The organism is Stenotrophomonas sp. STEN023, from assembly GCF_056760135.1.
On the sequence record NZ_JBRREF010000014.1, the window covers coordinates 22,890 to 46,127 of the forward strand.

Annotated in this window: 20 protein-coding genes; 7 read left to right on the plus strand and 13 right to left on the minus strand. The window is 64.1% G+C overall.

The genetic code is table 11. From position 1 onward, the window contains the following. Positions 1–23: 23 nt before the first annotated feature. On the plus strand, positions 24–455 hold the full coding sequence (locus ACVOLV_RS06040; RefSeq protein ID WP_481512410.1) for a YkgJ family cysteine cluster protein: 432 nt from the start codon (positions 24–26) through the stop codon (positions 453–455). Between the two features lie 64 nt (positions 456–519). Here the strand turns inward: ACVOLV_RS06040 and ACVOLV_RS06045 are convergent, their stop codons facing one another. The 5 genes from ACVOLV_RS06045 to ACVOLV_RS06065 form a co-directional block, all read right to left on the minus strand. Further along, positions 520–1,209 (minus strand): phospholipase D-like domain-containing protein, encoded by a 690-nt coding sequence (locus tag ACVOLV_RS06045; protein ID WP_481553605.1) that lies wholly within the window; start codon positions 1,207–1,209, stop codon positions 520–522. A 499-nt stretch (positions 1,210–1,708) separates the two neighbouring features. Further along, complete coding sequence (locus tag ACVOLV_RS06050) at positions 1,709–2,602, minus strand: alpha/beta fold hydrolase (RefSeq protein ID WP_481553606.1); 894 nt, start codon at positions 2,600–2,602, stop codon at positions 1,709–1,711. A 232-nt stretch (positions 2,603–2,834) separates the two neighbouring features. Further along, a complete protein-coding gene (locus ACVOLV_RS06055; RefSeq protein WP_481545938.1) occupies positions 2,835–3,851 on the minus strand; it encodes a 3-oxoacyl-ACP synthase III in 1,017 nt (338 codons plus the stop codon). Positions 3,852–3,973: 122 nt separating this feature from the next. Then, positions 3,974–4,291: a DUF4156 domain-containing protein gene (locus ACVOLV_RS06060; RefSeq protein WP_303748722.1), complete on the minus strand. Its 318-nt coding sequence runs from the start codon at positions 4,289–4,291 to the stop codon at positions 3,974–3,976. A gap of 357 nt (positions 4,292–4,648) precedes the next feature. Next, a complete protein-coding gene (locus ACVOLV_RS06065; protein ID WP_481553607.1) occupies positions 4,649–7,504 on the minus strand; it encodes a M16 family metallopeptidase in 2,856 nt (951 codons plus the stop codon). 353 nt (positions 7,505–7,857) lie between these two features. On the opposite strand from ACVOLV_RS06065, the gene ACVOLV_RS06070 reads away from it, so the two are divergent. Together ACVOLV_RS06070 and trmL are read left to right on the plus strand one after the other, a co-directional pair. Further along, positions 7,858–8,262: a hypothetical protein gene (locus tag ACVOLV_RS06070; RefSeq protein WP_481553608.1), complete on the plus strand. Its 405-nt coding sequence runs from the start codon at positions 7,858–7,860 to the stop codon at positions 8,260–8,262. Between the two features lie 37 nt (positions 8,263–8,299). Next, positions 8,300–8,779 carry a tRNA (uridine(34)/cytosine(34)/5-carboxymethylaminomethyluridine(34)-2'-O)-methyltransferase TrmL gene (trmL, locus tag ACVOLV_RS06075; protein ID WP_057627589.1) on the plus strand — a complete coding sequence of 160 codons (480 nt, stop codon included), beginning with the start codon at positions 8,300–8,302 and terminating at the stop codon, positions 8,777–8,779. A 399-nt stretch (positions 8,780–9,178) separates the two neighbouring features. Here trmL and ACVOLV_RS06080 read toward each other — a convergent pair whose 3' ends face one another. From ACVOLV_RS06080 to ACVOLV_RS06100, 5 genes are read right to left on the minus strand one after another with little or no spacing between them, the layout of a single operon-like run. Continuing rightward, a complete protein-coding gene (locus ACVOLV_RS06080; protein WP_481553609.1) occupies positions 9,179–10,423 on the minus strand; it encodes a CaiB/BaiF CoA transferase family protein in 1,245 nt (414 codons plus the stop codon). Beyond that, positions 10,420–11,817, minus strand: coding sequence for an amidase (locus ACVOLV_RS06085; RefSeq protein ID WP_481553610.1), 1,398 nt, complete (start codon positions 11,815–11,817; stop codon positions 10,420–10,422). Before ACVOLV_RS06085 ends, ACVOLV_RS06080 begins: the two co-directional genes overlap by 4 nt. A gap of 10 nt (positions 11,818–11,827) precedes the next feature. Further along, the gene (locus ACVOLV_RS06090) at positions 11,828–13,225 is read right to left on the minus strand and encodes a phenylacetate--CoA ligase family protein (protein WP_481553611.1); all 1,398 of its coding nucleotides are present in this window, start codon (positions 13,223–13,225) and stop codon (positions 11,828–11,830) included. Further along, a complete protein-coding gene (locus tag ACVOLV_RS06095; protein ID WP_481553612.1) occupies positions 13,222–14,613 on the minus strand; it encodes an MmgE/PrpD family protein in 1,392 nt (463 codons plus the stop codon). The genes ACVOLV_RS06090 and ACVOLV_RS06095 overlap by 4 nt, the downstream gene beginning before the upstream one ends. Then, on the minus strand, positions 14,613–15,971 hold the full coding sequence (locus ACVOLV_RS06100) for an MmgE/PrpD family protein (RefSeq protein ID WP_481553613.1): 1,359 nt from the start codon (positions 15,969–15,971) through the stop codon (positions 14,613–14,615). Before ACVOLV_RS06100 ends, ACVOLV_RS06095 begins: the two co-directional genes overlap by 1 nt. A gap of 135 nt (positions 15,972–16,106) precedes the next feature. Between ACVOLV_RS06100 and ACVOLV_RS06105 the strand changes: the two genes are divergently transcribed. The 4 genes from ACVOLV_RS06105 (at position 16,107) to ACVOLV_RS06120 (ending at position 20,474) form a co-directional block, all read left to right on the plus strand. Then, on the plus strand, positions 16,107–17,351 hold the full coding sequence (locus ACVOLV_RS06105) for an acetyl-CoA hydrolase/transferase family protein (RefSeq protein ID WP_481553614.1): 1,245 nt from the start codon (positions 16,107–16,109) through the stop codon (positions 17,349–17,351). Positions 17,352–17,367: 16 nt separating this feature from the next. Then, a complete protein-coding gene (locus ACVOLV_RS06110; RefSeq protein WP_481553615.1) occupies positions 17,368–18,108 on the plus strand; it encodes a GntR family transcriptional regulator in 741 nt (246 codons plus the stop codon). A gap of 167 nt (positions 18,109–18,275) precedes the next feature. After that, positions 18,276–18,692 (plus strand): H-NS histone family protein, encoded by a 417-nt coding sequence (locus tag ACVOLV_RS06115; RefSeq protein WP_481553616.1) that lies wholly within the window; start codon positions 18,276–18,278, stop codon positions 18,690–18,692. Between the two features lie 120 nt (positions 18,693–18,812). After that, positions 18,813–20,474, plus strand: a complete 1,662-nt coding sequence (locus ACVOLV_RS06120) for a glycoside hydrolase family 43 protein (RefSeq protein ID WP_481553617.1) — start codon at positions 18,813–18,815, stop codon at positions 20,472–20,474. Positions 20,475–20,748: 274 nt separating this feature from the next. Here the strand turns inward: ACVOLV_RS06120 and ACVOLV_RS06125 are convergent, their stop codons facing one another. From ACVOLV_RS06125 to ACVOLV_RS06135, 3 genes are all read right to left on the minus strand, one after another. Then, the gene (locus tag ACVOLV_RS06125; protein WP_481553618.1) at positions 20,749–22,110 is read right to left on the minus strand and encodes an aminotransferase-like domain-containing protein; all 1,362 of its coding nucleotides are present in this window, start codon (positions 22,108–22,110) and stop codon (positions 20,749–20,751) included. 198 nt (positions 22,111–22,308) lie between these two features. Then, positions 22,309–22,875, minus strand: coding sequence for a DUF6436 domain-containing protein (locus tag ACVOLV_RS06130; RefSeq protein ID WP_481553619.1), 567 nt, complete (start codon positions 22,873–22,875; stop codon positions 22,309–22,311). A gap of 35 nt (positions 22,876–22,910) precedes the next feature. After that, on the minus strand, positions 22,911–23,195 hold the full coding sequence (locus ACVOLV_RS06135; RefSeq protein ID WP_481553620.1) for a hypothetical protein: 285 nt from the start codon (positions 23,193–23,195) through the stop codon (positions 22,911–22,913). Between the last annotated feature and the right edge of the window lie 43 nt (positions 23,196–23,238).

Sequence of the window (23,238 nt, forward strand, 5' to 3'; positions counted from 1 at the left end):
CCTGCCGCCAAGGCCGGTATCCCATGCCCCATCCCTGCCTGACCTGCGGCGCCTGCTGCACCCAATACCGCGTTGCCTTCCATTGGATGGAATCGGACGAAGTCACCGAAGGCGGCGTGCCCCACCAGCTGACCCAGCGCCTGGACCCGCACCGGCTGTGCATGCAGGGCACCTATTCGGACCCGATCCGCTGCGTGGCTCTGGACTCGGAAATCGGCGTGTACTCCCGCTGCACCATCCACCCGAACCGGCCCAGCGTGTGCCGCGAGGTGGACGCTTCCTGGGAATACGGCAAGGCCAGCTCGCAGTGCGACCGCGCGCGCATCGCCCATGGCATGCCGGCACTGACCCTGGCCGACTGGCGCTGGCGCGATGGTGCCGACAATGATGACGACCATCCGGACGACAACGGCAACAGCCCGTCCTCGCCACCGAATACGCCGATTGCGGCTTGAGGATTTGGAATAGTCACTCCGGCAAGGGCGGGAGTGACCTCGACGACACCGCCACTGCGTAGCCTCAAAGCGCCTTGTACCGCCCCCACAGCACCTCGAACTGCTGCGCGAAGCTGCGCACCAGATTGCGGTCATTGCTGACCACCAGGTTCTCATCGTTGTGCTCGGTGGCAGTGCGCGTCCAGTTGAAGCTGCCATTGGCCAGCTGCTTGCCATCGAACAGCGCGAACTTGTGGTGCATGTGGTATTCGCTGTGGTCCACCCGCACCGGAATGCCGCTCTCGTTCAAACGGCGAACATCGTTGCCGTCGTCGTAGACCTTGTCGTTGTCACTGATGATGCGCACCACCACGCCGCGCTTGTGCGCGTCCAGGATGACCCCGCTGAGGCGGTCATCGGAGATGGTGAACACGCAGATATCCAAGGTCTGTCTGGCGCTGGCGCAGAGCGCGCGCAGGCGTTGCATGCAGGCGTCACCCGGCGAGAAATAGGTACTGGTCAAGGTTTCGACCGGGCCGGCGTTGACGTCCAGGGTGCGCACCACCTGTTCAACCCACTTCAGCATCGGCAGGGCTTCAGCCGGATTGGCAGCAACCTGCTCGCGGGCGATATCGAAGGCGCGATTGCGCAGGAAGCGCAGGCGGTCGGGCGCAAGCTCCGCACCGAGCTCGCGTAGCGCGGAGCGCTCTTCGTTGCTCAAGGCAAGGTCCTGCGCGCTGTCACGCAGCTGACGGTCCAGGCTGTCGAAATCCATGCTTCACTCCCTGTGCAAAGAAACACAGAGCTTCGCACACCCTCGCGTGTCTGTAGGAGCGGCGTAAGCCACGAGGCTGGGGCAATGGGAAGGGCCACAAAAGCTCCCCCCTCCCCAACCCTCCCCTCCGCCTTCGGCGCATGGGAGGGGGCAGAAGCAGGCATCGCGCGCGCGCAGGGTGTTTGTGGGAGCGGCGTAAGCCGCGAGGCTGGGGCAATGGGAAGGGCCACAAAAGCTTACCCCTCCCCAACCATCCCCTCCGCCTTCGGCGCAAGGGAGGGGGCAGAAGCTGGCCTCGCGCGCACTCAGCTCTTTGTGGGAGCGGCGTCAGCCGCGAAGTTGGCAATGCTTCAGTCCGCGAGAAATCAATCATCGCGCGCGGTTTGCGCGAAACGCCAGGCAGCGGCGTGCAGGATGCAGAGGTAGCCGTAGCGGATGTATCCCTTGCTTCGCGGCTTACGCCGCTCCTACAAGTGCCCGCGCTCCCACCAGCCCCGGCTCACCCCAGCGGGTTGCGCTCCAGGAACGCGCGTACTGCCGGCACGATGACTTCGTGCTTGTCTTCCAACACATAGTGGTTGGCATCTTCGAACTCCGTCACTTGAGCCTGCGGCAGCGCCTTGCGGAAGCCGGCCAGGAAGTGATGGTCGAAGCAGATATCACGCAGACCCCAGGCGATGTACACCGGGCGATCGGCGAACGATGGCAGCGCTTGCGCCGCGCGCTCCAGCAGCGACCAGGCCTTGTCGGCCGGCGACAGCGGGATGTCCTGCATGAAGCGGATGGTGGAAATGCGGTTGGCCCAATTGTTGTACGGCGACACATAGGCGCGGCGCACATCGGCCGGCATGCGTCGGCTCACGCCCAGCCACGAGGCACCAGACGAGAATGCATTGAAGGTACGGATGAACCACTCGCCCAGCTTCCAGTGCCGACCCATGGCGATCTGCCAGGGCATCGGCTTTTCCGGCGGCAGCGGGAAGGAGGCGGTATTGGTGATCACCAGGCGCTTGACCTGCTCGTGGTGCGACAAGGCCCAACCGAAGCCGATCATGCCGCCCCAGTCGTGCACGGCCAGGGTCACCGGGCCGGTGATGCCCAGGTGCTTGAGCAGCACGTCCAGATCATCCACCCGCGACTGCAGGGTGTATTCGTAGCGGCTGTCATCGGGCTTGTCGGACAGGCCCATGCCGATATGGTCCGGCACGATGCAGCGGTACTTGTCGCTGAGGCCGTTGACCAGGTGCCGCCACAGATAGCTCCACGATGGATTGCCGTGCAGCATCACCACCACCTCGCCATCGCGCGGGCCTTCATCGATGTAATTCATCGACAAACCGGGGCGGACTTCGAAACGGTGGGTCTTGCTGGGGTAACCGGGGAGTTTGTTCATCGGGTCGCACCTGCGGCTGCTGAGCCCCTCTCCCGCCGGGAGAGGGGTTGGGGAGAGGGTTGGCCGGAGTGGAGGAGCCTGAACAACTGCTCCAACTCCCGGCGCTTGCGTGCTGCGCACGCTTCCCCTCTTCCGCCCTTCGGGCACCTTCTCCCGCAAGGGGAGAAGGGAAAAACCTGCGAACTGACAATTGCGCCTCCTGCGGAAGCGAAGCCGTCAGGCCACGGCCTGGTTACCAGACCACCTCGGCCATCGTGCAGTTCAAGCCCGAGCCAATACCCATCAACGCGACACGGTCGCCCTTCTTGAGCTTGCCCAGCTGACGCAGCTTGCTCAGCACGATCGGTACCGAGGCCGGGCCGATGTTGCCGTGCTCGCCAAAGATGGTCATCACCTTCTTCGGGTCGATGCCGAAGGCCTTGATGAAGGCATTGGTGTGCGGCTGGCTGACCTGGTGGATCACGAACTGGTCGATTTCCTCCACTGCCCAGCCCAGCGCGACGCGCGTGGCTTCAAAGGTCTTGGTGGCCAGCTTGATGCCTTCGATCAGCAGCATGCGGGTGTCGGTGACCATGCGGTCCAGGTTGCCCACGCACAGCTTGTTCCACTGGTTGGCCGCACGGGTCACGCCGCCCTTGTAGCGCGGGGCGTCCGGCACCAGCTCAGAGCGCGCCATCACCATTGCCGCCGCACCGGAACCGGTGGTCAGCGCGGCGACTTCGTCACGCATCTGCTGGGCGGTGATGTCCGGGGACATCATGCGCTCCAGGGTCTTTTCATAGACCAGGTTGGAGGTTTCGCCGTCAACGATCAACGCATAGTCGATGTCGCCGCGCTCCAACATCAGCGCCGCCATGTCCATGCCATTGATGAAGGCAAGGCAGGCGTTGGCGATGTCGAAGGTGACACAGTCTTCGCCGATGCCGAGGTTGCCGGACACGATCGAAGCGGTGGACGGTTCCAGGTAATCACGGCTGACCGAGGTGTTGATCAACAGGCCCACCATGTCGGCGGTGATACCGGCATCTTCCAGCGCCTTGCGGCCAGCCAGCGTGGCGACGTCCGAGGCCTGCGTACCCTGGTCCCAAAGGCGGCGCGCATGGATGCCGGCGATATCGCCAAGCACGTCGGCACGAATGCCCAGGCGTTCCAGCGTGGGCTGGAGCCGCTCGTTGATTTCCTTTGAGGTCAGCGTATGCGGCGCATCAATGTGCGCCAGTCCCGCGATCGAGACATTTTGAAAAGGCATCAGAAAGCGCCAAGACTCAGGCGAAGGGGTCGTCATTCTAGCGCCTGCGCATTTTTACCGCATCTTTACAAATCGGCGGCCCGGCGTATGGAGCCGCCGGGGCCGTCAGTCGGCCTGGAGCCTCAGCGCGGCGGGCACTGGAAGGCAGCGAAACGCTGGCTGCCATCGGCCGGCTGGCCGCTGGCCTGTACGGCATTGGCACCGGCACTGGGGGCTTCGTTGCGGGCCAGGGTTTCCAGTTCTTCCTGCACGCGCAGCGGGTTGCGGTTATAGAAGCCAACCTTGCTCTTTACCGAGACCACGATCTCGCCCTTGGTCACGCAGCCCGGCGCAACCGGACCGGCAGGCAGTACGCGCACGGTCTTGCCGCTGGATTCAATCGGCACCCAGGTGCAGGCGGCGGTGCTGGCGATCAGGGCGGACAAAAGCAGGACGCGCATGGACTATTCCTTGTGAAGATCAGCAGGGATTGTGCCGGGAATGGATGAACAGGTGGTGATCCCTGTGATTGGGCGGCGTCGTCCTGTAGTGCCGAGCCATGCTCGGCAGGGGCTTTACCGGCCAAAGCTGAAAGCTGCCCTCACCCCAACCCCTCTCCCGTAAACGGGAGAGGGGCTCAAAACAAAAACTACCCCTCCCCAGCCCTCCCCTTCGCTGCGCGAAAGTGAGAGGGCGGAAGCGTAGTGCCGAGCCATGCTCGGCAGGGGCTTTACCGGTGAAAAGCTGCCCTCACCCCAACCCCTCTCCCGCAGGCGGGAGAGGGGCTTAAGCCGAGGCGGTGGGTTGCGCCCTGCCGCTTACTTCTTTTCCACCGGCTTGCCATCGGCGTCGATCACGGTCACTTCGCCCAGCTTCAGTGCGCGCACCGGAGCTTCGGTCTGCTTCAGGTCACCTACCACTACCCAGGTCAGCTTGGACGGGTCGAGGATCTTGGCGGCCTCGGCGACCTGCGCCGGCGTCATCGCTTCAATCTCGGCCTTGCGCTTGAACACGTAGTCGTCCGGACGGCCGTAACGCACGATGCCGCCAATGGTGCTCATCACCGCCGACGCGGTTTCATAGGCACCCGGCAGGCTCAGCGTCTGGATGTTGCGGATGCGGTTGACCTCCGCCTCCGTCGGCGGACGCTGGCCGCTGGCGAACTGGCTGATCTCGGCGTTCATTTCCTTCATCGCCTCACCGGTCTTGTCGATCTGTACCGGTGCAACCGCCATCCACGGGCGCTGACCCAGTGCATTGGAAGCGCTCGAACGCGCGCCGTAAGACCAATGCTTGTCCTCACGCAGGTTCATGTTCAGGCGCGAGGTGAAGTCACCACCGAGCACGCCATTGGCGATGTCAAAGCGGGTGGTGCCCGGGTCCATCGTCGACGGCGCCACTTGACCTGCGAACAGGTTGGCCTGCACCGCGCCCGGCTGGTCGATCAGGAACACCCGCGATGCCTGCGGGCGATCCACATTGGTCAGGGCCTCAACCTTCGGCCGCGCACCCTCGCCCTTCCAGTCACCGAAGCTGCGCTCCAGCAGCGGCACGAGGTCCTTCAGGGTGGTGTCACCGACCACGATCAGGGTGGCGCCTTCCGGACGAATCCACTGCTTGTGGAAGGAGGTCAGGTCGTCGCGGGTCAGCGACTGGATTGCCGCTTCATTGCCACTGCCGGTGAACGGAATCGCATACGGGTGGCCGGCGCCGTACAGCAGCGGCGGCAGCACGCGCATCGCCACCGCATTCGGCTGCGCCTTTTCCTGCTGGATGCCAGCAATCCAGGTGGCCTTGATGCGGTCGATCTCGTTCTGCTCAAAGCGCGGTGCACGCACCACGTCGGCGTACAGCGCCAGCGACGGCGCCAGGTTTTCCTTCAGCGCCGACAGATACACGCTGGAACCATCCAGCGAGGCGCCCGCGTTGACGCTGGCACCCAGGCGTTCCACCGCATCGGCGAAGGCCAGCGAACCGAGCTGGCCAGCGCCTTCGTCCAGCATGCCCATGGTGAAGTTGGCGGTGCCCGGCTTGCGGCCACGGTCGGCGGTGAAGCCACCCGGGAACTCATAGCTGAACTGCACCACCGGAACATCATGGCGCTCGGCCAGCACCACCTGTGTGCCGTTCTTCAACGTAGCGCGCTGCAGCTGCGGGAACTTCAGTTCCGGGAAGCTGGTGGTCTTGGGCACGCCGGCGCTGCGGTCGACCTGGCTCGGCAGGGTTTTGTACTTGCTGTCCACGGCCGGCACGTTGAACGGCGCCGGCTTGACCGACGGCAGCTCGGCCAAGGCAACGCGCTCGCCCGGTTCGACCACCAGGGTGTGATCGCCCACGCCCAGCCACTTGGCACCGGCTGCCTTGACGTCTGCAGCGCTTGCAGCGTCCACATTGGCCAGCGAGGTGCGGAAGCAACCCGGGTTGCCTTCGTAGACGGCGCACTGTGCCAGTGCGTCGGCCTTGCCGCCGAAGCCACCAATACGCTCGATGCCACGCACGAAACCGGCGCGTGACTGCACCTTGGCGCGCTCGAGTTCATCGGCGGTCGGGCCTTCGGCGATCAGACGCTTCAGCTCCTCGTCGATGGCCGCCTCGACCTTGGCCGGGTCCACGCCCTGCTTGACCGTGGCCATGATCAGGAAGTTGGAGCCCAGCTGCGAGGCATCGGTCATCGCGCTGATGTTGTCGACCAGCTTGTCCTTGTGCAGCAGGCGCTGGTCCAGACGCGAGGACTTGGCGCCGCCCAGCACGTAGGAGAACAGGTCGAGCTGATCGATATCGGTGGTGCCAACCTGGGCCACATTCCAGGCACGGTAGATGCGCGCCTGCGGCACCTTGTCGGTCATCACTTCGCGGGTGGTAGCGGCGCGCTGCGCAACGTTCACCGCCGGCTGCGCCATGGTCGGACCAGCCGGAATGTCGCCGAAGAACTTGGCGGCCTTTTCCTTGGCGGTGGCCACGTCGATGTCACCGGCCAGCACCAGCACCGCGTTGTTCGGGCCATACCAGGTGTGGAACCAGGTTTTGACGTCGTCCAGCGAGGCGGCGTTGAGATCGTTCATCGAGCCGATCACGCCGTGGTGGTACGGGTGACCTGCCGGGTACATGGCGCGGGTCAGCTTGTCCCAGACCTGGCCGTAAGGCTGGTTTTCGCCCTGGCGCTTTTCGTTCTGCACCACACCGCGCTGCTCATCCAGAGCAGCCTGGTCGATGGCACCGACCAGATGGCCCATGCGATCCGATTCCATCCACAGCGCCATGTCCAGCGCGGTGGTCGGCACGTTCTGGAAGTAGTTGGTGCGGTCGGTATTGGTGGTGCCGTTCTGGTCGGTGGCGCCAACCTGCTTGAAGGGTTCGAAGAACTCGCCGTCGTGGTTTTCGCTGCGCTGGAACATCAGGTGCTCAAACAGATGCGCGAAGCCGGTGCGGCCGGCCGGTTCGTCCTTGGCACCAACGTGGTACCAGATGTTCACCGCGACGATCGGTGCCTTGCGGTCGGTGTGCACCACCACGCGCAGGCCGTTGGGCAGGGTGAATTCTTCATACGGGATATCGACCGACGCAGCGGCGGCGGCCGGCTTGGCCTCCGCAACCAGCGGGGCGCCAACGAATCCGCCCAGGGCGGCACTCAGGGCCAGGGTCAACAAGGCGGTGCGGGGCATAGCTGCGTTCATTCCATTTCCGTTTGGGTATGAAGGTGAACGCAGATCCTACCCGGGCGCCGTCACATCGGCATACGCCATGCGTCATGGGTAACGAAGCAGCTGCACCGGTGTCCGTCCGGTCACTGCAGACGCGGTGAGTGTCCGGACAGCGGACACTTTCCAAAAACAACAAACCGTTATTTATCAATCAGATGTGATTGGCACGCATCCTGCTGCCTATTACTCGCAGCCAGATCGCTTCAGACGATAAATGACTGATTGCTGAACAAATCAAAAAAAGTAAAGAAAGTTCTTGCACTACGAAATTCACTGTACTACCTTACTACCACACCACTGCCCACACACACCAAACAGGTCCCGCCATGAACGCCAAGTCTCTCGCCCTTGCCATCGCCCTCGTCGCCAGCACCGGCTTTGTTTCTTCGGTCCAGGCTTCGGATATCGTCACCCTGGACACCGTGCAGGTTCGTCCGTCAGCTGATCAGCTGGTGCAGGCCCAGCACGAAGCCAGCAGCAACATCCCGACCCTGGCTGCGGTGCAGGTCCGCCCGACCGTCGGCCAGATCGTCGAGCTGATGGCCGAACAGACCGCCAGCCAGCTTGCCTCCGCCAGCCCGGTCGCCATCGGCACCCGTGCCGGCAACTGGATGGTCTCGCTGCCGGCCATCACCGTCCGCCCGGACGTGGAGCTGGTGCAGTCCATGGCTGCAGAAGCTGCTGCTGAAGCCATCGGCAAGGTCGTCGCGCAGGGCATGGTTTCCAACTAAGCCAGCCATGACGCGACACCCGGCGTAAACTGCGCCGATGACTTCTGCCCCTGTTTTCGATGTAGTGCTTTACCAGCCCGAGATCCCGCCGAACACCGGCAATGTGATCCGGCTCTGCGCCAACACCGGCGCGCGGCTGCACCTGATCGAGCCTTTGGGTTTCGACCTCAGTGACAAGCAGCTAAAGCGCGCCGGCCTGGACTATCACGAGTACGCACAGATGCAGGTCCATCCGGACCTGGAAACCGCCTTGGCGCGCATCGCCCCGAAGCGTTTGTTTGCATTGAGTACCCGCTCCAGCGTCCGCTATGACACCGTACAGTTCGCCGATGGCGATGCCTTCCTGTTCGGCCCGGAAACCCGCGGCCTGCCGCAGGATCTGCTTGATTCCCTGCCCGATGGCCATCGCCTGCGCCTGCCGATGCAGCCCAACAACCGCAGCCTGAACCTGTCCAACTCGGTCGCCGTAGTGGTGTATGAGGCGTGGCGGCAGCAGGGGTTCCCTGGCGGCGCGTGATTGGCGCCGACCTGCTTTTGTATTGTTGTGGGAGCGGCGTCAGCCGCGAAGCTATGAATCTGTCCGATTGCTGGCATGCCGGTGATTCCGGTGCTGCCAGCTTCGCGGCTCACGCCGCTCCCACAGGTTTGATGCTGCACCGGTAATGCCCCTGCCGAGCATGGCTCGGCACTACCAACTCCGCCGGGGAACCTTGATTGCGTTTGTGGGAGCGGTGTGAGCCGCGAAGCTGGCAATACGTCGGCCGAAGGTCAACCGCCAAGAGCACCCCTCCCCAACCCTCCCCTTGGCTGCGCCAAAGGGAGGGAGCAGAGCGGTTCGCGGCGACCCGACAGATTGCAGGCATGCGCCCCCTCCCTTTGGCGCAGCCAAGGGGAGGGTTGGGGAGGGGTAACGCTTCTAGCTCTTAGCTTCCCCAGCAAACCCAACCACCCTCAGCTCCCGTAACACCCGCAATCGCTCACCATCAACGGCAAGCACCTCTCCCAACACCTCGGAGGTGTGCTGCCCCAGCACCGGCGCCGCCTGCTCATAACGCAACGGCGTTGCCGAGAACTTCAGCGGATTGCGCACCATCGCCACACTGCCACCATCGGCATGGGGTAGTTCTATCCGCAGGCCACGCGCCTGCACCTGCGGGTCGGCAAACACCTGATCAATCCGGTTGACCGGATTGGCCGGCACCACCGCCTTCTCCAGCGCCGCCAACCACTCGGTCGTCGACCGCGTGCGCAATACCTGCTGCAGATGCGGCACCAGCAGCTCTCGATTGGCAACCCGAGCGTTATTGCTGACATAGCGCGGATCGCGTGCAAGCTCGGGCTCACCGATCACTTCGCACAGGCGTGCGAACTGGCCGTCATTGCCCACCGCCAGCATGAAATAGCCATCAGCAGCCGGCATCACCTGATACGGCACGATGTTCGGATGCGCCGTGCCCTGCCGGGTCGGCACCACGCCGCCGATCAGATAGTTGGAGGCCTGGTTGGCAAGCCACGCAACCTGCGTATCCAGCAAAGCGAGATCAATCTGCTGACCTACGCCAGTACGCTCGGCATGGCGCAGCGCGGCCAGGATCGCGGTGGCCGCATACATTCCGGTCATCAGATCAGTAGCGGCTACGCCAACCTTCTGCGGGCCGGCCCCGGGCGCGCCATCCGGTTCGCCGGTGACGCTCATCAGCCCGCCAATGGCCTGAATCGCCGCATCGTAGCCGGCACGCTGCGCGTAAGGACCGTCCTGGCCGTAGCCGGTGATCGAGCAATACACCAGCTTCGGGTTGATCGCCTGCAGGCTGGTGAAATCCAACCCGTACTTCTTCAGCCCACCGACCTTGTAGTTCTCCACCAGCACGTCGCAATGCACGACCAGCTCGCGCAGCAGCGCCTGCCCTTCCCCGGTGGTGAAATCAATCGCCACCGAGCGCTTGCCGCGGTTGGCGCACAGGTAGTACGCCGATTCGCTGCTGTCATTGCCATCGGCGTCCTGCAGATACGGCGGCCCCCAACTGCGGGTGTCGTCACCCGCGCCGGGGCGTTCGACCTTGATGACATCGGCGCCGAAGTCGGCCAGTACCTGCGTGGCCCAGGGACCGGCGAGGATGCGCGACAGGTCAAGAACACGAACACCATCGAGCAGCTTCATTTCGGCCACCAGGTCTTGCAGGCTTGCGGCAGCGCGGGCTGCCAGCCAATGGCGCGCTGGAAGGCCTCCGCCAGCGCAATCAGCGTGAGTTCGTCGCCGATATTGCCGATCAGCTGCATACCTGCAGGCAACTCGCCCGCAGCTATCGGCAGCGGTACCGACAAGGCGGGATTGCCGGCAAGGTTGGCGTAAGCCGTGAGATCGGCCTGGCTGGCCGGCGCCGGGGTGCCGAAGGCGAATGCACGCTGCGGCGCAGTCGGCATCACCAGCACGTCGCAACGCGCCAGCCACTGCTGCAGCTGCACCTGGCCGCGATCGGCGAGTTGCGAGGCGGCAGCCAGTTCCGCAGCGCTGCGCCCTTCTGCCCAGGACATCAGTTTGACCAGCAACGGTGAGAATTTGCTGCGGTCACCGGCCCAGGCATCGGCATGTTCGACCAGCAGCTCGGCTTCGCTCATCAGCAAACCGGCGCGGCGCGCGCGCGCCGAAGCGAAGGCTGGTGCGGGCAGCGGTTGCAAGCTGTGACCCAAGCCAACCAGCACGCGCAGGCCATCCTCGAATGCCGCCTGCACGTCGGGCGCGATATCGGTTGCGTCAAACAGATCCACCACGCCAATGCGCAGGCCCTCCGCATCCGGCGCTGCGTATTGGATGAAACGCGACTGCGCGCAGTCCGGATCGAAGCCGGACATGATCTGCAGCAACAGACGCAAGTCGCGCGCCGAACGCGTCAACGGACCGATGTGATCCAGCCGCCGGCACAGGGCGACCGTGCCGCGCGTACTGATCGCGCCCCAACTGGGCTTGAGCCCGACCACACCGCAATAGCTGGCCGGGATACGCACCGAGCCCATGGTGTCGGTGCCCAGTGCCGCCGCGCACAAACCAGCGGCTACCGCTGCACCACTGCCGCCGCTGGAACCGCCCGGCGTATAACCGTGCCGATGCGGGTTGTGGCAGGCACCGTAGAACGGATTGTCGTTGTCGGCGCCCATCGCCGCTTCATGCATGTTGAGTTTGCCGACGATCACCGCACCGGCCGCACGCAATGCGGCCACGGCCGGATTGTCGGCGCTGGCCGGCGCGCTATGCCGGCGGGTCTCCATGCCGGCAGTGGTGACCATGCCGGCCACGTCGATATTGTCCTTGACCGCGATCGGCAGCCCTTCCAAGGGCCGCACCAGACCACGTTGGCGACGTTGCTGTGATTGCGCGGCTGCAGCCAGCGCGCCTTCCGCATCGATGTGGATATAGCTGTTGATCTGCGCCTGGCTGGCGGCGATGGCCAGCAACTGCTGCTCGATCAGCTCCGTACAGCTGACCTCGCCTGCCGCCAGCAAGGCCGCCTGCGCCGTCATGTCCAAGCTCAACATCTGCGCATCGGCCTTGCTCACGCGGTCTTCCTCAAGCGAAACGTTTGTCGATCAGGCGTACCGGCTTCTGCCGTACCTCGATACCGGTCAATGCCGCCAACGCACCTGGCGCGGCCAGCACGATGCTCATTTCAACACCGAGGCGCTGCCGCAGCAACGCGGCGAACTCCGCTGCCAGTTGTGCGTCATCCAGTGCGCCACGGGTTTCCACGTGCACGGCCAGATCATCGCGACCACCTTCGTCGCGGCTGGCGACGCAGATGAACTCACCGGCAAACGATGCATGTTCTTCCAACACCGGTGCCATCGCCTGCGGAAATACGTTGATGCCGCGGATCTTGACCATGTTGTCGCTGCGGCCAAGGAAGCCCTCGATACGGCGCAGGTTCATGCCCAGCGGCGACGGCGTGGTCAGCACGCGGGTCACGTCATGGGTGTTGAAGCGGATGATCGGGTAGATATCGTCCTTGTACAGGCAGGTGACCACCATGTCGCCGGTTTCGCCATCGGCGACCAGTTCACCGCTGTCCACGTCGAGGATTTCGACGTATTGCGCGTCTTCCATCAGATACAGACCATCCTGGTCCGGGCCCTGCCCGGCAATCGCGCCGGTGTCACCCACGCCATACCAGTCGTACAGCTCGACCCCGCCCCAGGCCGCCGACAGCGACTCGCGCGATTCCCGGCCAAGGTGACCGCAGATCATCCGCACCGGGATGTCCTTGCCCGGCACCAGGCCGTTCTCGCGGGCCACGTCGGCCAGCTTCTTGATGTAGTCGGCAAAACCAACAATCACGTTGGCACCCATGTTCTTCATCAGCTGCACCTGCTGCGCCGAACGCATCTCGATACCGGTGCCGGCCGAACAGAACAGCGCCTGCGTGTAATGCGTCACCGCCTCACGCACATAATGGCCGCCGTTGATCATGCCGTGGCCATAGACCGAGTGCACCACGTCGCCGGGCTGCATGCCTTGCCAGCGGTACAGACGGGCAAGCAGCAGGCTCTGCACTTCGCGCGAATGCGGCGAGAACACCAGCGGCTGCGGGCGACCGGTGGTACCGGAGGTGGTGTGGAAAACCAGCGGTTTGTTGCCAGCTTCGGTGCCGTCCTGCCAGCCGTGGAAATCACCCAGCGGCGGATTGGCTTCCACCGAGGCCATGATTTCGTGCTTGCCGAATACCGGCAGCTTGCTGATGTCATCCAGACTCTGGATATCTTCAGGCTTGATGCCTGCATTGCCCCACAGGCGCTGATAGAACGGAATCTGCCACGCGCGGGCCACGCAGCGCAGGAACATCGCGTTCTGCTCGGCGCGCAGCTCCTCGCGGCTGATGTTCTTGAACTTGTCGGTAAAGGCCTGGTCCAGCGGGAACTGCTTGAGCAGCTCCTTGACATCGAAGGATTCGAAATAGGTGGCGTAGGTCATGGGGTCTCGACAATCAGCAGGTCGACCAGCTGCCTGACATCGTCGATGTCCTGCAGATGGTCGAAGTGGGAGATCAGGGCAGCACGGTGGCCGGCATCGAAGGGACGCGCGGCGTGGTCAAGGCAGTGGTGGAACTTCTCAAGCTGCTGGGCGCGCGACAGCGGCCGTTGCGGTGAACCGATCGCGGCATCGCGGTGGTTGTGCAGGACGCGGCCGTCACGCAGGGTGACCGTCATCGATTGCGGCACCAAGGCATTGGGATCGTCGCACTCGTTCGGCACCAGCCTGACCTGGTTGGCGAACGCGGCCAGCTGCGCATCGGCCAGCTTTTCCGACGCATACGCGAACAAGCCGACTTTGCCATCCAGCAACACAGTGCCCAGCAGGAACGGCAGGCACAGCCGCGCGTAGCTGGTTTCCATTGCGGGCTGATAGCTGCGGCCAACCAAGCGACGCACTAGCGGTGGTGCCTGCAGCTCGATGCTGGCGACGTTGTCCAGGTTCAGACCGTGTTGCTGGCGCAGCTCCATCAGCATGTCCTGCGCGGCATGCGCGGCACCACCGGTGGGGAACACTTTGTGGCTTACGGTAAGTATCTGCGCTTCACGCTCCGACAGCTTCTGTAGCGACGGAGCGGTATCGAACTCGCCCTCGATCAACGGCAGATAGCCGAACGACCCTTCCAGCATTTCGCGCGGTGCCGGAAAGCCATTGCGTGCAAGCTCCCAGCAGCTCAAGGCCGCGCGCGAGTTCAGTGCGACCTGCAAGGCCAGCGTCGGCGAGCCTTCCACATGCGCCTGCATGGTGCCGGACAGGTGGCTATAGGTCAGGCCAAGCGCGCGTCGCAGCAGTTCCTCGTCAGCACCATGCAGGTGGGCAATGCCAGCTGCTGCGCCCAGCGCGCCACACATCGACGGACGGAAGAAGCGCATCGGTGCGCGGCCACTGATGCCAATCAACGTAGCTACATCGACCGCCACATTGAGCGCCGCGATCAAGGCCTTGCCATCGACCGGCACACCATCGGCGTTCGCACGTTGCTCGGCTGCGGCAAACAGCGCCGACTGGATCACCGCTAGTGGATGCACCACCGCCGGCATATGTACGCAATCAAATTCCTGGCTGTGGATCTGATAGCCGTTGACCATCGCGGCGCTGGCCGCAGGCATGGCTTCACCGGTCACCCAGATTCGCGCGGCATTGCCGCTGCCATAGCTGGCGGCGCTGCGGCGCACCGTCTGGGTCAGCGGTACCTGCGGACCGGAGCCGGAAAGCCCTACTGCCGCCGAATCCATCACGAAGACCTGCGTTGCCGCCACCGCTTCAGGCGACAGATCTTCAAAACGCAGCGTGCTTGCATGCTGCAACAGTGCTTCGGTCAATCGCATCAGGCCACCCGCGCCAACATGGCGTTCAAGGCGTCCAGACTGCCGCCATTGGCCAGCGCCTGCACCTGCCCAAAGAGGGGTTGCGCCAGGCCTGCGGATACGCCACCCCATTGCGCCAGGGCCAGCGCCTTGGCCAGTACATCGTCGGCCGACATCGGGTGTTCCGGGTCGCCCCAGGCATCGATGCGCTCGGCCTGCACGCTGCGGCCACCGGCCAGCCACAGCTGGATGCTGGCGCCGTAATGCACCGGGAAACGCTGGCTACAGGCCGCATCTTCGATCAACGCGATACGCTGCCGCCACGGCGCCAGTTCGGCATCGCTGCAGGCTTCGGCGGTGTAGTGATCAAGTTGCGGATGGCCATTGACCAGAATCGATGCCAGCGCGTGCTGCAGGCTGAATTTGGCCTCCAGCTCGGTCTGCGGCAGGGCGCGGTCGCAGAAGCGCAGGGCTTCGGCATAGGTGCGTACTTCGATGCGTTCAATCTGCGCGATGTCAGTGGCATCGAGCTGCGCCACCGCTTGCAGCATCGCATCGATTGCCGGATGTGCATGCCGACAGGCCGGCCACGGTTTCAAACTGGTGCTGTGGATCAACCAATCGTCTTCGTCGGCAACCACCAGTTCCGGCACGGCATCCGGCGCGGTGGCGGCAAACAGGCCCTGCTCGCCTTCCAGTATCCTGCGCGGCCCACGCATGCCAGCCAGCGCCAACTGCGCCGCCAGCCAGCCACTGCGTGCGGCTTCAGCGTTATGCAATGACTTGGTAGGCACCGGCTCGTGGCGCATCTGCCACAGCCCGCCAGTGCGACTTCCGGCATTGCCCAGCGCATCGGCCAGCGATTCGGTTGGCAGATTCAGCACCGATGCCGCAGCAGCCGCCGCGCCAAACGCGCCCGCGGTCGAGGTGGGATGCCAATAACGGTAGTGCGCCTTGCCCAGCGCTCGACCGACGCGGATGGTGGCTTCGTAACCGCGCACGATCGCATCCAGCAAGGCCGTCGCATCCGCAGCTTCGGCCTGCGCCGCAGCCAGCGCTACCGGGATGACCACCGGACCGGGATGCAGGATGGCGCCGCGGTGCACATCGTCCATTTCCAGCACATTGCCGAGCGCGGCATTGAGCAGCAAGGCATCGGCAGCAGTGCGCCGGCCCGCACCCAGGGCGATCACATTGCCACTGGCCTGTGCCTGCACCACCGCACGCAGCTGGTTGGCAATCGGGTAGCGCAAGGCCGCCAGGGCACAGCCCAGCCAATCGACCAGCAGCAATGCGGCACGCTCGCGGGCGGCGGCATCCACCGGCCGTTGCAGGCGCTGAGCAAGCTGTTCGGTAAGGCTGGCAGCAGGCGTGGTCATCGCGCGATGAGGTCTCGGTGCGGGCCCGCAACAGCGGGATTCGGGGTGGTGGGAACAGCAGCCGCGTGAAAGGAGCATAACCGACTTTGTCCGGACATATCATATGATCCGTTTCCCGAACGCCGCAATCAGCCCATGCCCCGAATTCTGGATGCCGACACTTTCTTCGATTACCTCGCGCAAGGACCCGACGTCTTCGCACCCGGCTGTGCCGGCCATTCCCTGTTGTTCGAACACTGGCTGCGCGGTGGCGCCGAGCGCTGCGGCGGACTGCGCTTCACCGGCGTGCACATCCCCACGGTCAACACCTTCGACTTTGCCGGGCTGCACCCGCAGGCTCGCCAGCGCACGATTTTCCTGAGCGGCGATCTGCGCAGCTCGTGGCTGGATGGCCGCGTCGACTACCTGCCGATGACCTATACCGCGACCTGGCGCTGGCTGCGCGAGAGCGTGGCTTTCGACACCGTGCTGGTGCAGGTGGCACCGCCGGACGCGGACGGCAACTGCTCGTTGGGCATCGCCTGCGACTTCACCCCGGCGGTATGGCCACGCGCGACCCGCATCCTGGCGCATATCAACCCGCGCATGCCGCGCACGCGCGGGCCGTCGATCCCGCTGTCGCGGATCACCGCCGCCATCGAGCAGGATGCGCCGCTGCTGGCGATTCCCGATCCGCCAGCCGATGCCGCAATGGACGCGGTCGCGGCACAGGTCGCTACCCTGGTGGAAGATGGCGCGACCCTGCAGCTCGGCCTGGGCCGCCTGCAATCGGCCGTGCTGCGCGCGGTGCGCGAGCGACGCAATCTGCGCATCCACAGCGGCATGGTCTCCGATGGCCTGCTTGGCCTGCTCGAATCCGGCGCGCTGTCGGCGGCACCGGATGCGGTGGTGGCAGGCGTCGCGCTGGGTACACAGGCGCTGTACGACGTCGCCCCGCGCAGCATCAGCTTCCGCGATGTTGGCCATACCCACGACCACAACGTACTGGGCGGTATCCCGCGCCTGACCGCCATCAACAGCGCGTTATCGGTGGATCTGCTGGGCCAGGTGAACGGTGAGTTCCTGTCTGGACGCCAACTGAGTGGCGTGGGCGGCCTGCCTGATTTCCTGCAAGGCGCTCGCCAATCGACCGCTGGTCGCGGCATCATTGCACTCCCTGCCAGTACCCCCAAGGGCGAAAGCAGGATCGTGCCGATGCTAGCCGCCGGTCCCGTAAGCCTTGCCCGCGTGGATGCCGACTGCATCGTCAGCGAACATGGCGTAGCTGATCTACGCCATCTCGACGTCCATGCACGGGCCCAGGCCCTGATTTCCATCGCCGCACCCGAACACCGTGAACCCCTGCAGCGCAGCTGGCAGGAACTCTCGCTCAGACTTTGAACAAGGATCTGTACATATGACTGGTACGCGACGCAGCAAGCCCCGCTATGCCGAACTGGGCGATCTACTGCAGGCGGCAATCGAAAAGGGCGAGTACGCCGTTGGTACCTTGCTACCCACCGAGCTGGAGCTGTGCGAACGCTTCAGCGTGAGCCGCCACACGGCGCGCGCGGCGCTGGCGCAGCTGATCAGCGCTGGCCTGGTACAGCGGCGGCCCGGCGCTGGCACGCGGGTGATCGCGCAGAACTCGGCAATGCGTTACGAGCACGAGATCGACACCGTCGACCTGCTGATGCAATACGGCAACAGCACCCGCCTGCAGGTGTTGGAGGCCGAACGCAAGCTGGCCGACGGCGCGATGGCGCAGCGCCTGGATATCCACGAAGGCAAGGAATACCTGCGCCTGCACTGCCTGCGCCTGGAAGAACAGACCCGCGAGCCGATCGCCGTCACCGAGATGCTGATCCCGGTGCGCACCGGTGTACCCACCGACAAGCTGCTGGAAGTGGCAGGTGCCGCCCGCGCACTGGCCAAGTTCCTCGACCCGACCAAGCTGTCACGGGTTGAACAGGTATTCGACGCCGCCTCATTCGAAGCAGCCGATGCCAAGCTGCTGGACATCAAGAAGAGCGAACCGGCAATGCGCGTACAGCGCCGCTACCGCGATGCCAACGGCCGCCTGCTGCTGATCGCGACCAGCCTGCATCCGCCGGGCCGGTTTGCGTACTCGATGGTGCTTTCACGCAATCACCGCTGAGCGCCGTAAAACCTGCGTTTGAGTCACCCAACGCCCGATGCCAGACCGCTGCCATCGGGCTTTTTGTATGCCGTTGCCGCTAAATTGACGGCCCGGGCAAGCCAGCCAACGTCAATAACCCGCAACGACGGCTTGACACCCCCGCGCCGAGAACAGACGCTTAAGCAATGAGTATCGATCTAACCCCTCTTGATCTTCGAGAGCTCAACACTCTCATCCGCGCCGCACAGGACAGGCACAAAGCGCTCACCCAACGTCAACCTGTGGAAAAGGTCAGGCGCAAACTCACCGCATTGGCCAAGCAGACCGGCTATACGATCGAGGAACTGTTCGGGCCTGGCGCAGACCTCGTCGCAGCCAAGAGCAAGCCTGCCCGGCGCAAGGGGCCCAAGGTCAAACCCAAGTACCGCGACCCCGAGAACCGTTGGAACACCTGGACCGGCCGCGGCAAGATGCCGCTCTGGCTGGCCTCCAAGATCCGCTTCGGTCAGACCGCCACCGACTTCCTGATTCCCGGTGTGGCCAAGCTTACCCCCTCGGAAAAGGTGCTCACCGGCAAGCGCAAGCTGTTCAAGCAGAGCTGAAAGCAATAAGCAAAACCGGGGTCAGAGTGGGGTTTCCTATCCAAACCCCACTCTGACCCCGGTTTTGCCGCGTTAGCTGTTAGATTCCAAAGCTCACTCCGAGCTTGGACATGCCCGCCGATGCGCAATCGCCTGCTGTGGATGTTGCTCTGCCTGGTCGCCCCTGCCAGCAATGCGGAGGTGCTGGTGCACTCCGTCAGTTACCAGGGCAACGATCTGAAAACGCCGCTGGCAGCCGGCAACTACCGTAACCCGATCCTGCCCGGCTTCTACCCGGACCCGTCGATCGTGCGCGCTGGCGACGACTTCTACCTGGTCAACTCCACCTTCGGCTATTTCCCCGGACTGCCGATCCACCACAGCCGCGACCTGGTGAACTGGACGCAGATCGGCAACGCCATCGATCGCCCGAGCCAGATCAACTACGGCAAGGATGAGCTGACCCGTGGCCTGTTCGCTGCCTCCATCAGTCATGACGGTGGCCGGTTCTACATCGTCAACACCTGTTTCTACTGCGACGGCGGCAACTTCCTGATCCACGCCGACACTCCGGCCGGGCCATGGTCCGACCCGGTCTGGCTGCAGGTGCGCGGCATCGATCCTTCGCTGTTCTTCGATGATGATGGCAGCAGCTGGGTAGTCCACAACGATGTACCCGATGGCGAACTGCGCTATGACGGCCACCGCGCGATCTGGCTGCAGCAGATCGACCTGGCCACTGGCAAAGCCGTCGGTGGACGGCGCCTGCTGGTCGATGGCGGCGCCGACCCTGCCAGCAAGCCCGAGCACATCGAAGGTCCGCATATCTTCAAGCACGACGGCTGGTATTACCTGACCGCCGCCGAAGGCGGCACCGGCGAGCAGCATGCGCAGATGATCTGGCGCAGCCGCAGCCTTGCTGGCCCCTTCCAGGCAGGCCCCACCAACCCGGTGCTGACCCAACGCGACCTCGACCCCAAGCGCGCCAATCCGGTGACCTCGGCCGGACATGCGCAGTTCGTGCAGCTGGCTGATGGCAGCTGGTGGACGGTATTCCTCGCCACCCGCCCGTATCGCGGCAATCAATACAACCTCGGGCGGGAAACCTTCCTGCTGCCGGTGCAATGGCACGAAGGCTGGCCGCAGGTGCTGCCGCGCGGCGCCAAAGTACCGCTGCAGCTGCCGCGCCCGCAGATTGCCGGCGCGAATGCGACTGTCACCGATAGCGCTGTATCCACCTGGACGGAAAACTTCAGCGACGCGAAGCTGCCGCCACAATGGCTGACCTTGCATCCGCCAAAGAACGCTTGGTTCAGCACGGGCGCTGGTGGCTTGAAGTTGCAAGCCGGCACGACGCCGCTGGGCGCCGAGGGTGCTGAAGAACAGGCCCACTATCTGGGACATCGCCTTCAGCACCATCGCGCGACCCTGGATATGCAGTTGTCGGCCGAGTCTGTGGCTGATGGAGAGTTGGCGGGATTGGCCTTGCTGCAGAACGAGCGCTATCACTATGTGCTGGGCGTTGAAGCCAGCAACGGTGTGCGCCGGGTGGCTCTGTATCTGCGCGCTGGCAAGGATTCACCGGAGACAGGGACGCTGTTGGCGCAGAAGGAACTAAGCGGCACGGGCGACAATACGGGCCTGCGATTCACCCTGGATGGCGCGCGCGCGCAAGCATGGTTCTCGCCACAACCCGGGCAATGGCAGCGCATAGGCGAAGCGCTTGATGCCAGCCTGCTCAGTACCGACACCGCAGGTGGATTTATCGGCAGCACGTTTGGTGCGTACGCATTGAAGCGGTGAGCAGAACTGGAGCTGACCGCAGCGCGCCTCAGCCCCCTCCCTTTGCCGAAGGCAAGGGGAGGGTTGGGGAGGGGTGCTGTTCGCGGTTGATCTGCAGTTGATGCATTGCCGGCTTCGCGGCTTACGCCGCTCCTGCAGCATTGCTTGCAAGGCCCCTGCCGAGCATGGCTCGGCACTACGCCTTAGCCCCTCTCCCGCGAGCGGGAGAGGGGTTGGGGTGAGGGCGGTTTTTCGCTTGTAAGGCGTCTGCCGAGCATGGCTCGGCACTACAGGTTCATGCCGCTCCTGCAAATGCGTTGGGGGCATCTACCAGCTGGTTGATGCGGCGCAGGGCGCTTTGCAGTTGACGGCGGTTGCTTGCCTGCCCCAGTGACAGGCGGAAGCCGCGGCTGCGTTGTGCGCCGTCCGGTCTGAATGCCGATGACGGCGAGATCGCCAAACCCTGCAATTGGGCGGCGCGCACAAAAGCTGCATCGGTCCAAGGTTCGGGCACGCTGCACCAGGCATGCAATCCGGCTGCCCGCACTTTCAATGAAGGCACCAGCAGGTGCATCGCGAGTGCGGTGCGTTCGCGCGCCTCATCCAACACCTGATTCAACAATGCGGTTGCCGATCCATCCAGCAACAGCTGGCTGACCAGCGCCATCACCAGCGGGTGGCCCATCAGGCAGATCGACCGCAACGCGGTCGCCAGCGCTTCCGCATGCTGGTCCGAAGGACATCGCACGAATGCCGTGCGCAAACCTGGACTGATCGCCTTCGACAAAGTTGATACGTAATACACATGCGCCGGTGCCAGCGCCGCAATCGGCGTTGGCTTTTCCACAGCGTGATGCCAATACGGATCATCTTCGATCATCAACAAATCCAGCCCCTGCAGCACACGCGCCAACTCAATCCGACGCTGCGGCGGAATCGTCAACGCGGTCGGGTTGTTGCAGGTGGGATTGAGGTAAACCACACGCGCCCCACTCTGCCGCGAGGCACGCTCAAGCGCATCCGGGCACATCCCCTCCGCATCGTCATCGACCGGCAGCAAGCGTCGCCCCAACGACTTGGCGACCTGCAGCAGACCCGGATACACAAGGTGATCACAAAGAATCACCTCGCCCTCCTGGGTCTGGCTGATCAGGATTGATGCCAGCGCCGATTGCGCGCCCTCGGCAACTACCAAACCTGCATCAGCAACATCGCCCAGCATTGGTTGCAACCAGCTGATCGCTGCATGCCTGTCGGTCGGGCTGCCGCCGGCGAGGTGATACGTCATCAGGTTGGGCGCATTGCTGCGCGCAAGCACGGCGGCTGCACCACGTCGCAAGGCATCGTTCAAGGCCAACGCATCCGGTACCGGCGGCACGTTCATGCTCAGGTCCACCGGTTGGCCGAAGGCTGCTTTCGGCGGTGCGATGAAACTGCCCTGCGGCCCCCGCGCTTCGATCAGGCCGCGCCTGCGTGCTTCATCGAAGGCGCGTGTCACCGTGGTCAGGTCGATGCCGAGCTGCTTGGCCAATGCGCGCTGCGATGGCAGGCGATGGCCGGGCACCAGCTCGCCGGTGTTCATGCTGCGCTCGATGCTGTTGACGATACGCAGGTAGATCGGGCCATTGCTGCGCAGCGCGCTGTCCATCCAGTTCATCGCCAAACCCCCTGTTTACCGGCAAAAACTGCGACATCCTGTCGCACCATGTATGGACGATGTAGCCACGTATTGTTTGCATCAGCGGCGGGTGCCTGCTCACAACCATCGGTCGGTTGGAGCGGGTGCCCGCTGTTTTTTGTGCGCGGACAAAACGTCCGCACACGCTGGCATGCACGCAGGTTCATCAGCAGCGGATCAAGGCTTGCCTTGCCAAGCGCAGTAACATCCCACCGCCAGCAGTCCACGCGGGCGCACCATCTGTCCATCGACCAGCTTGTCGAGAATCGGCTCGACAAAACTATTGGCCGAATTGCAGACCATGCCGATGCTGTACGGGCCTGCGTAGGCCAGATGCCCTTGCCTGTCCCAGATCGCAACTGCAGGGCTGGCCGGGATATGTTCGGCGCCTTCAATCGTCGGCAGTTCCGTCAGACGACCACGCAGATACTCGGGCAGCTCACCCGTCGTGCCCGGGCGGCGCACCGCGTAGAAATCGATGTTGGCGCGGCGGTACATGCTGATCAGATAACTCAGATGCGCGCCGGTTTCGCGGTTGCAGACCTTGCAGGCTGGGTCCCAGAAATGCACGACGCGGATGCGCCCATTCGCGCCAGCCAGTTCCGGCGGCAGCTTGAGTTGGGTGTCGTCGAAGACGATGGCCTGCTCGGCGAACGTGGCCTGCTCACTGAAGCCGAAGTACTGCCACAGCGCTATCGCAATACCGGCCATCAGCACGCAGCCGGCTGCAATCCACAGCCGCATCCCGCGCCTGCGCGACGATGCGCCGTTGGGCGGGCTCACGAGGCGGCGTCCGCGCCGAACTTGTGCTCGTACTGTTCCTGCATCTCGGCGCAGGAATCGGCCTGGGCGCGGCGGTAGATCTCGGTGCGTTCCGGCGCGCGGCTGCGTTGCAGGCACTGGTCGATGGCCGCGCGCTCACTGGCCTGCACGTCGGCGGTCTGCGGCCGCGAGCAGACATAGACCAGCGACGCCAGCGCCAGCACCACGAAACCGGCGCAGCCCAGCATGACCAGATGAAACTTCAGCTTGTCCCGACGCACAGCAGCTACCCGCATATCCATACAAGATATGCAATGTATCACTTTTGTATGGATATGACCGGAG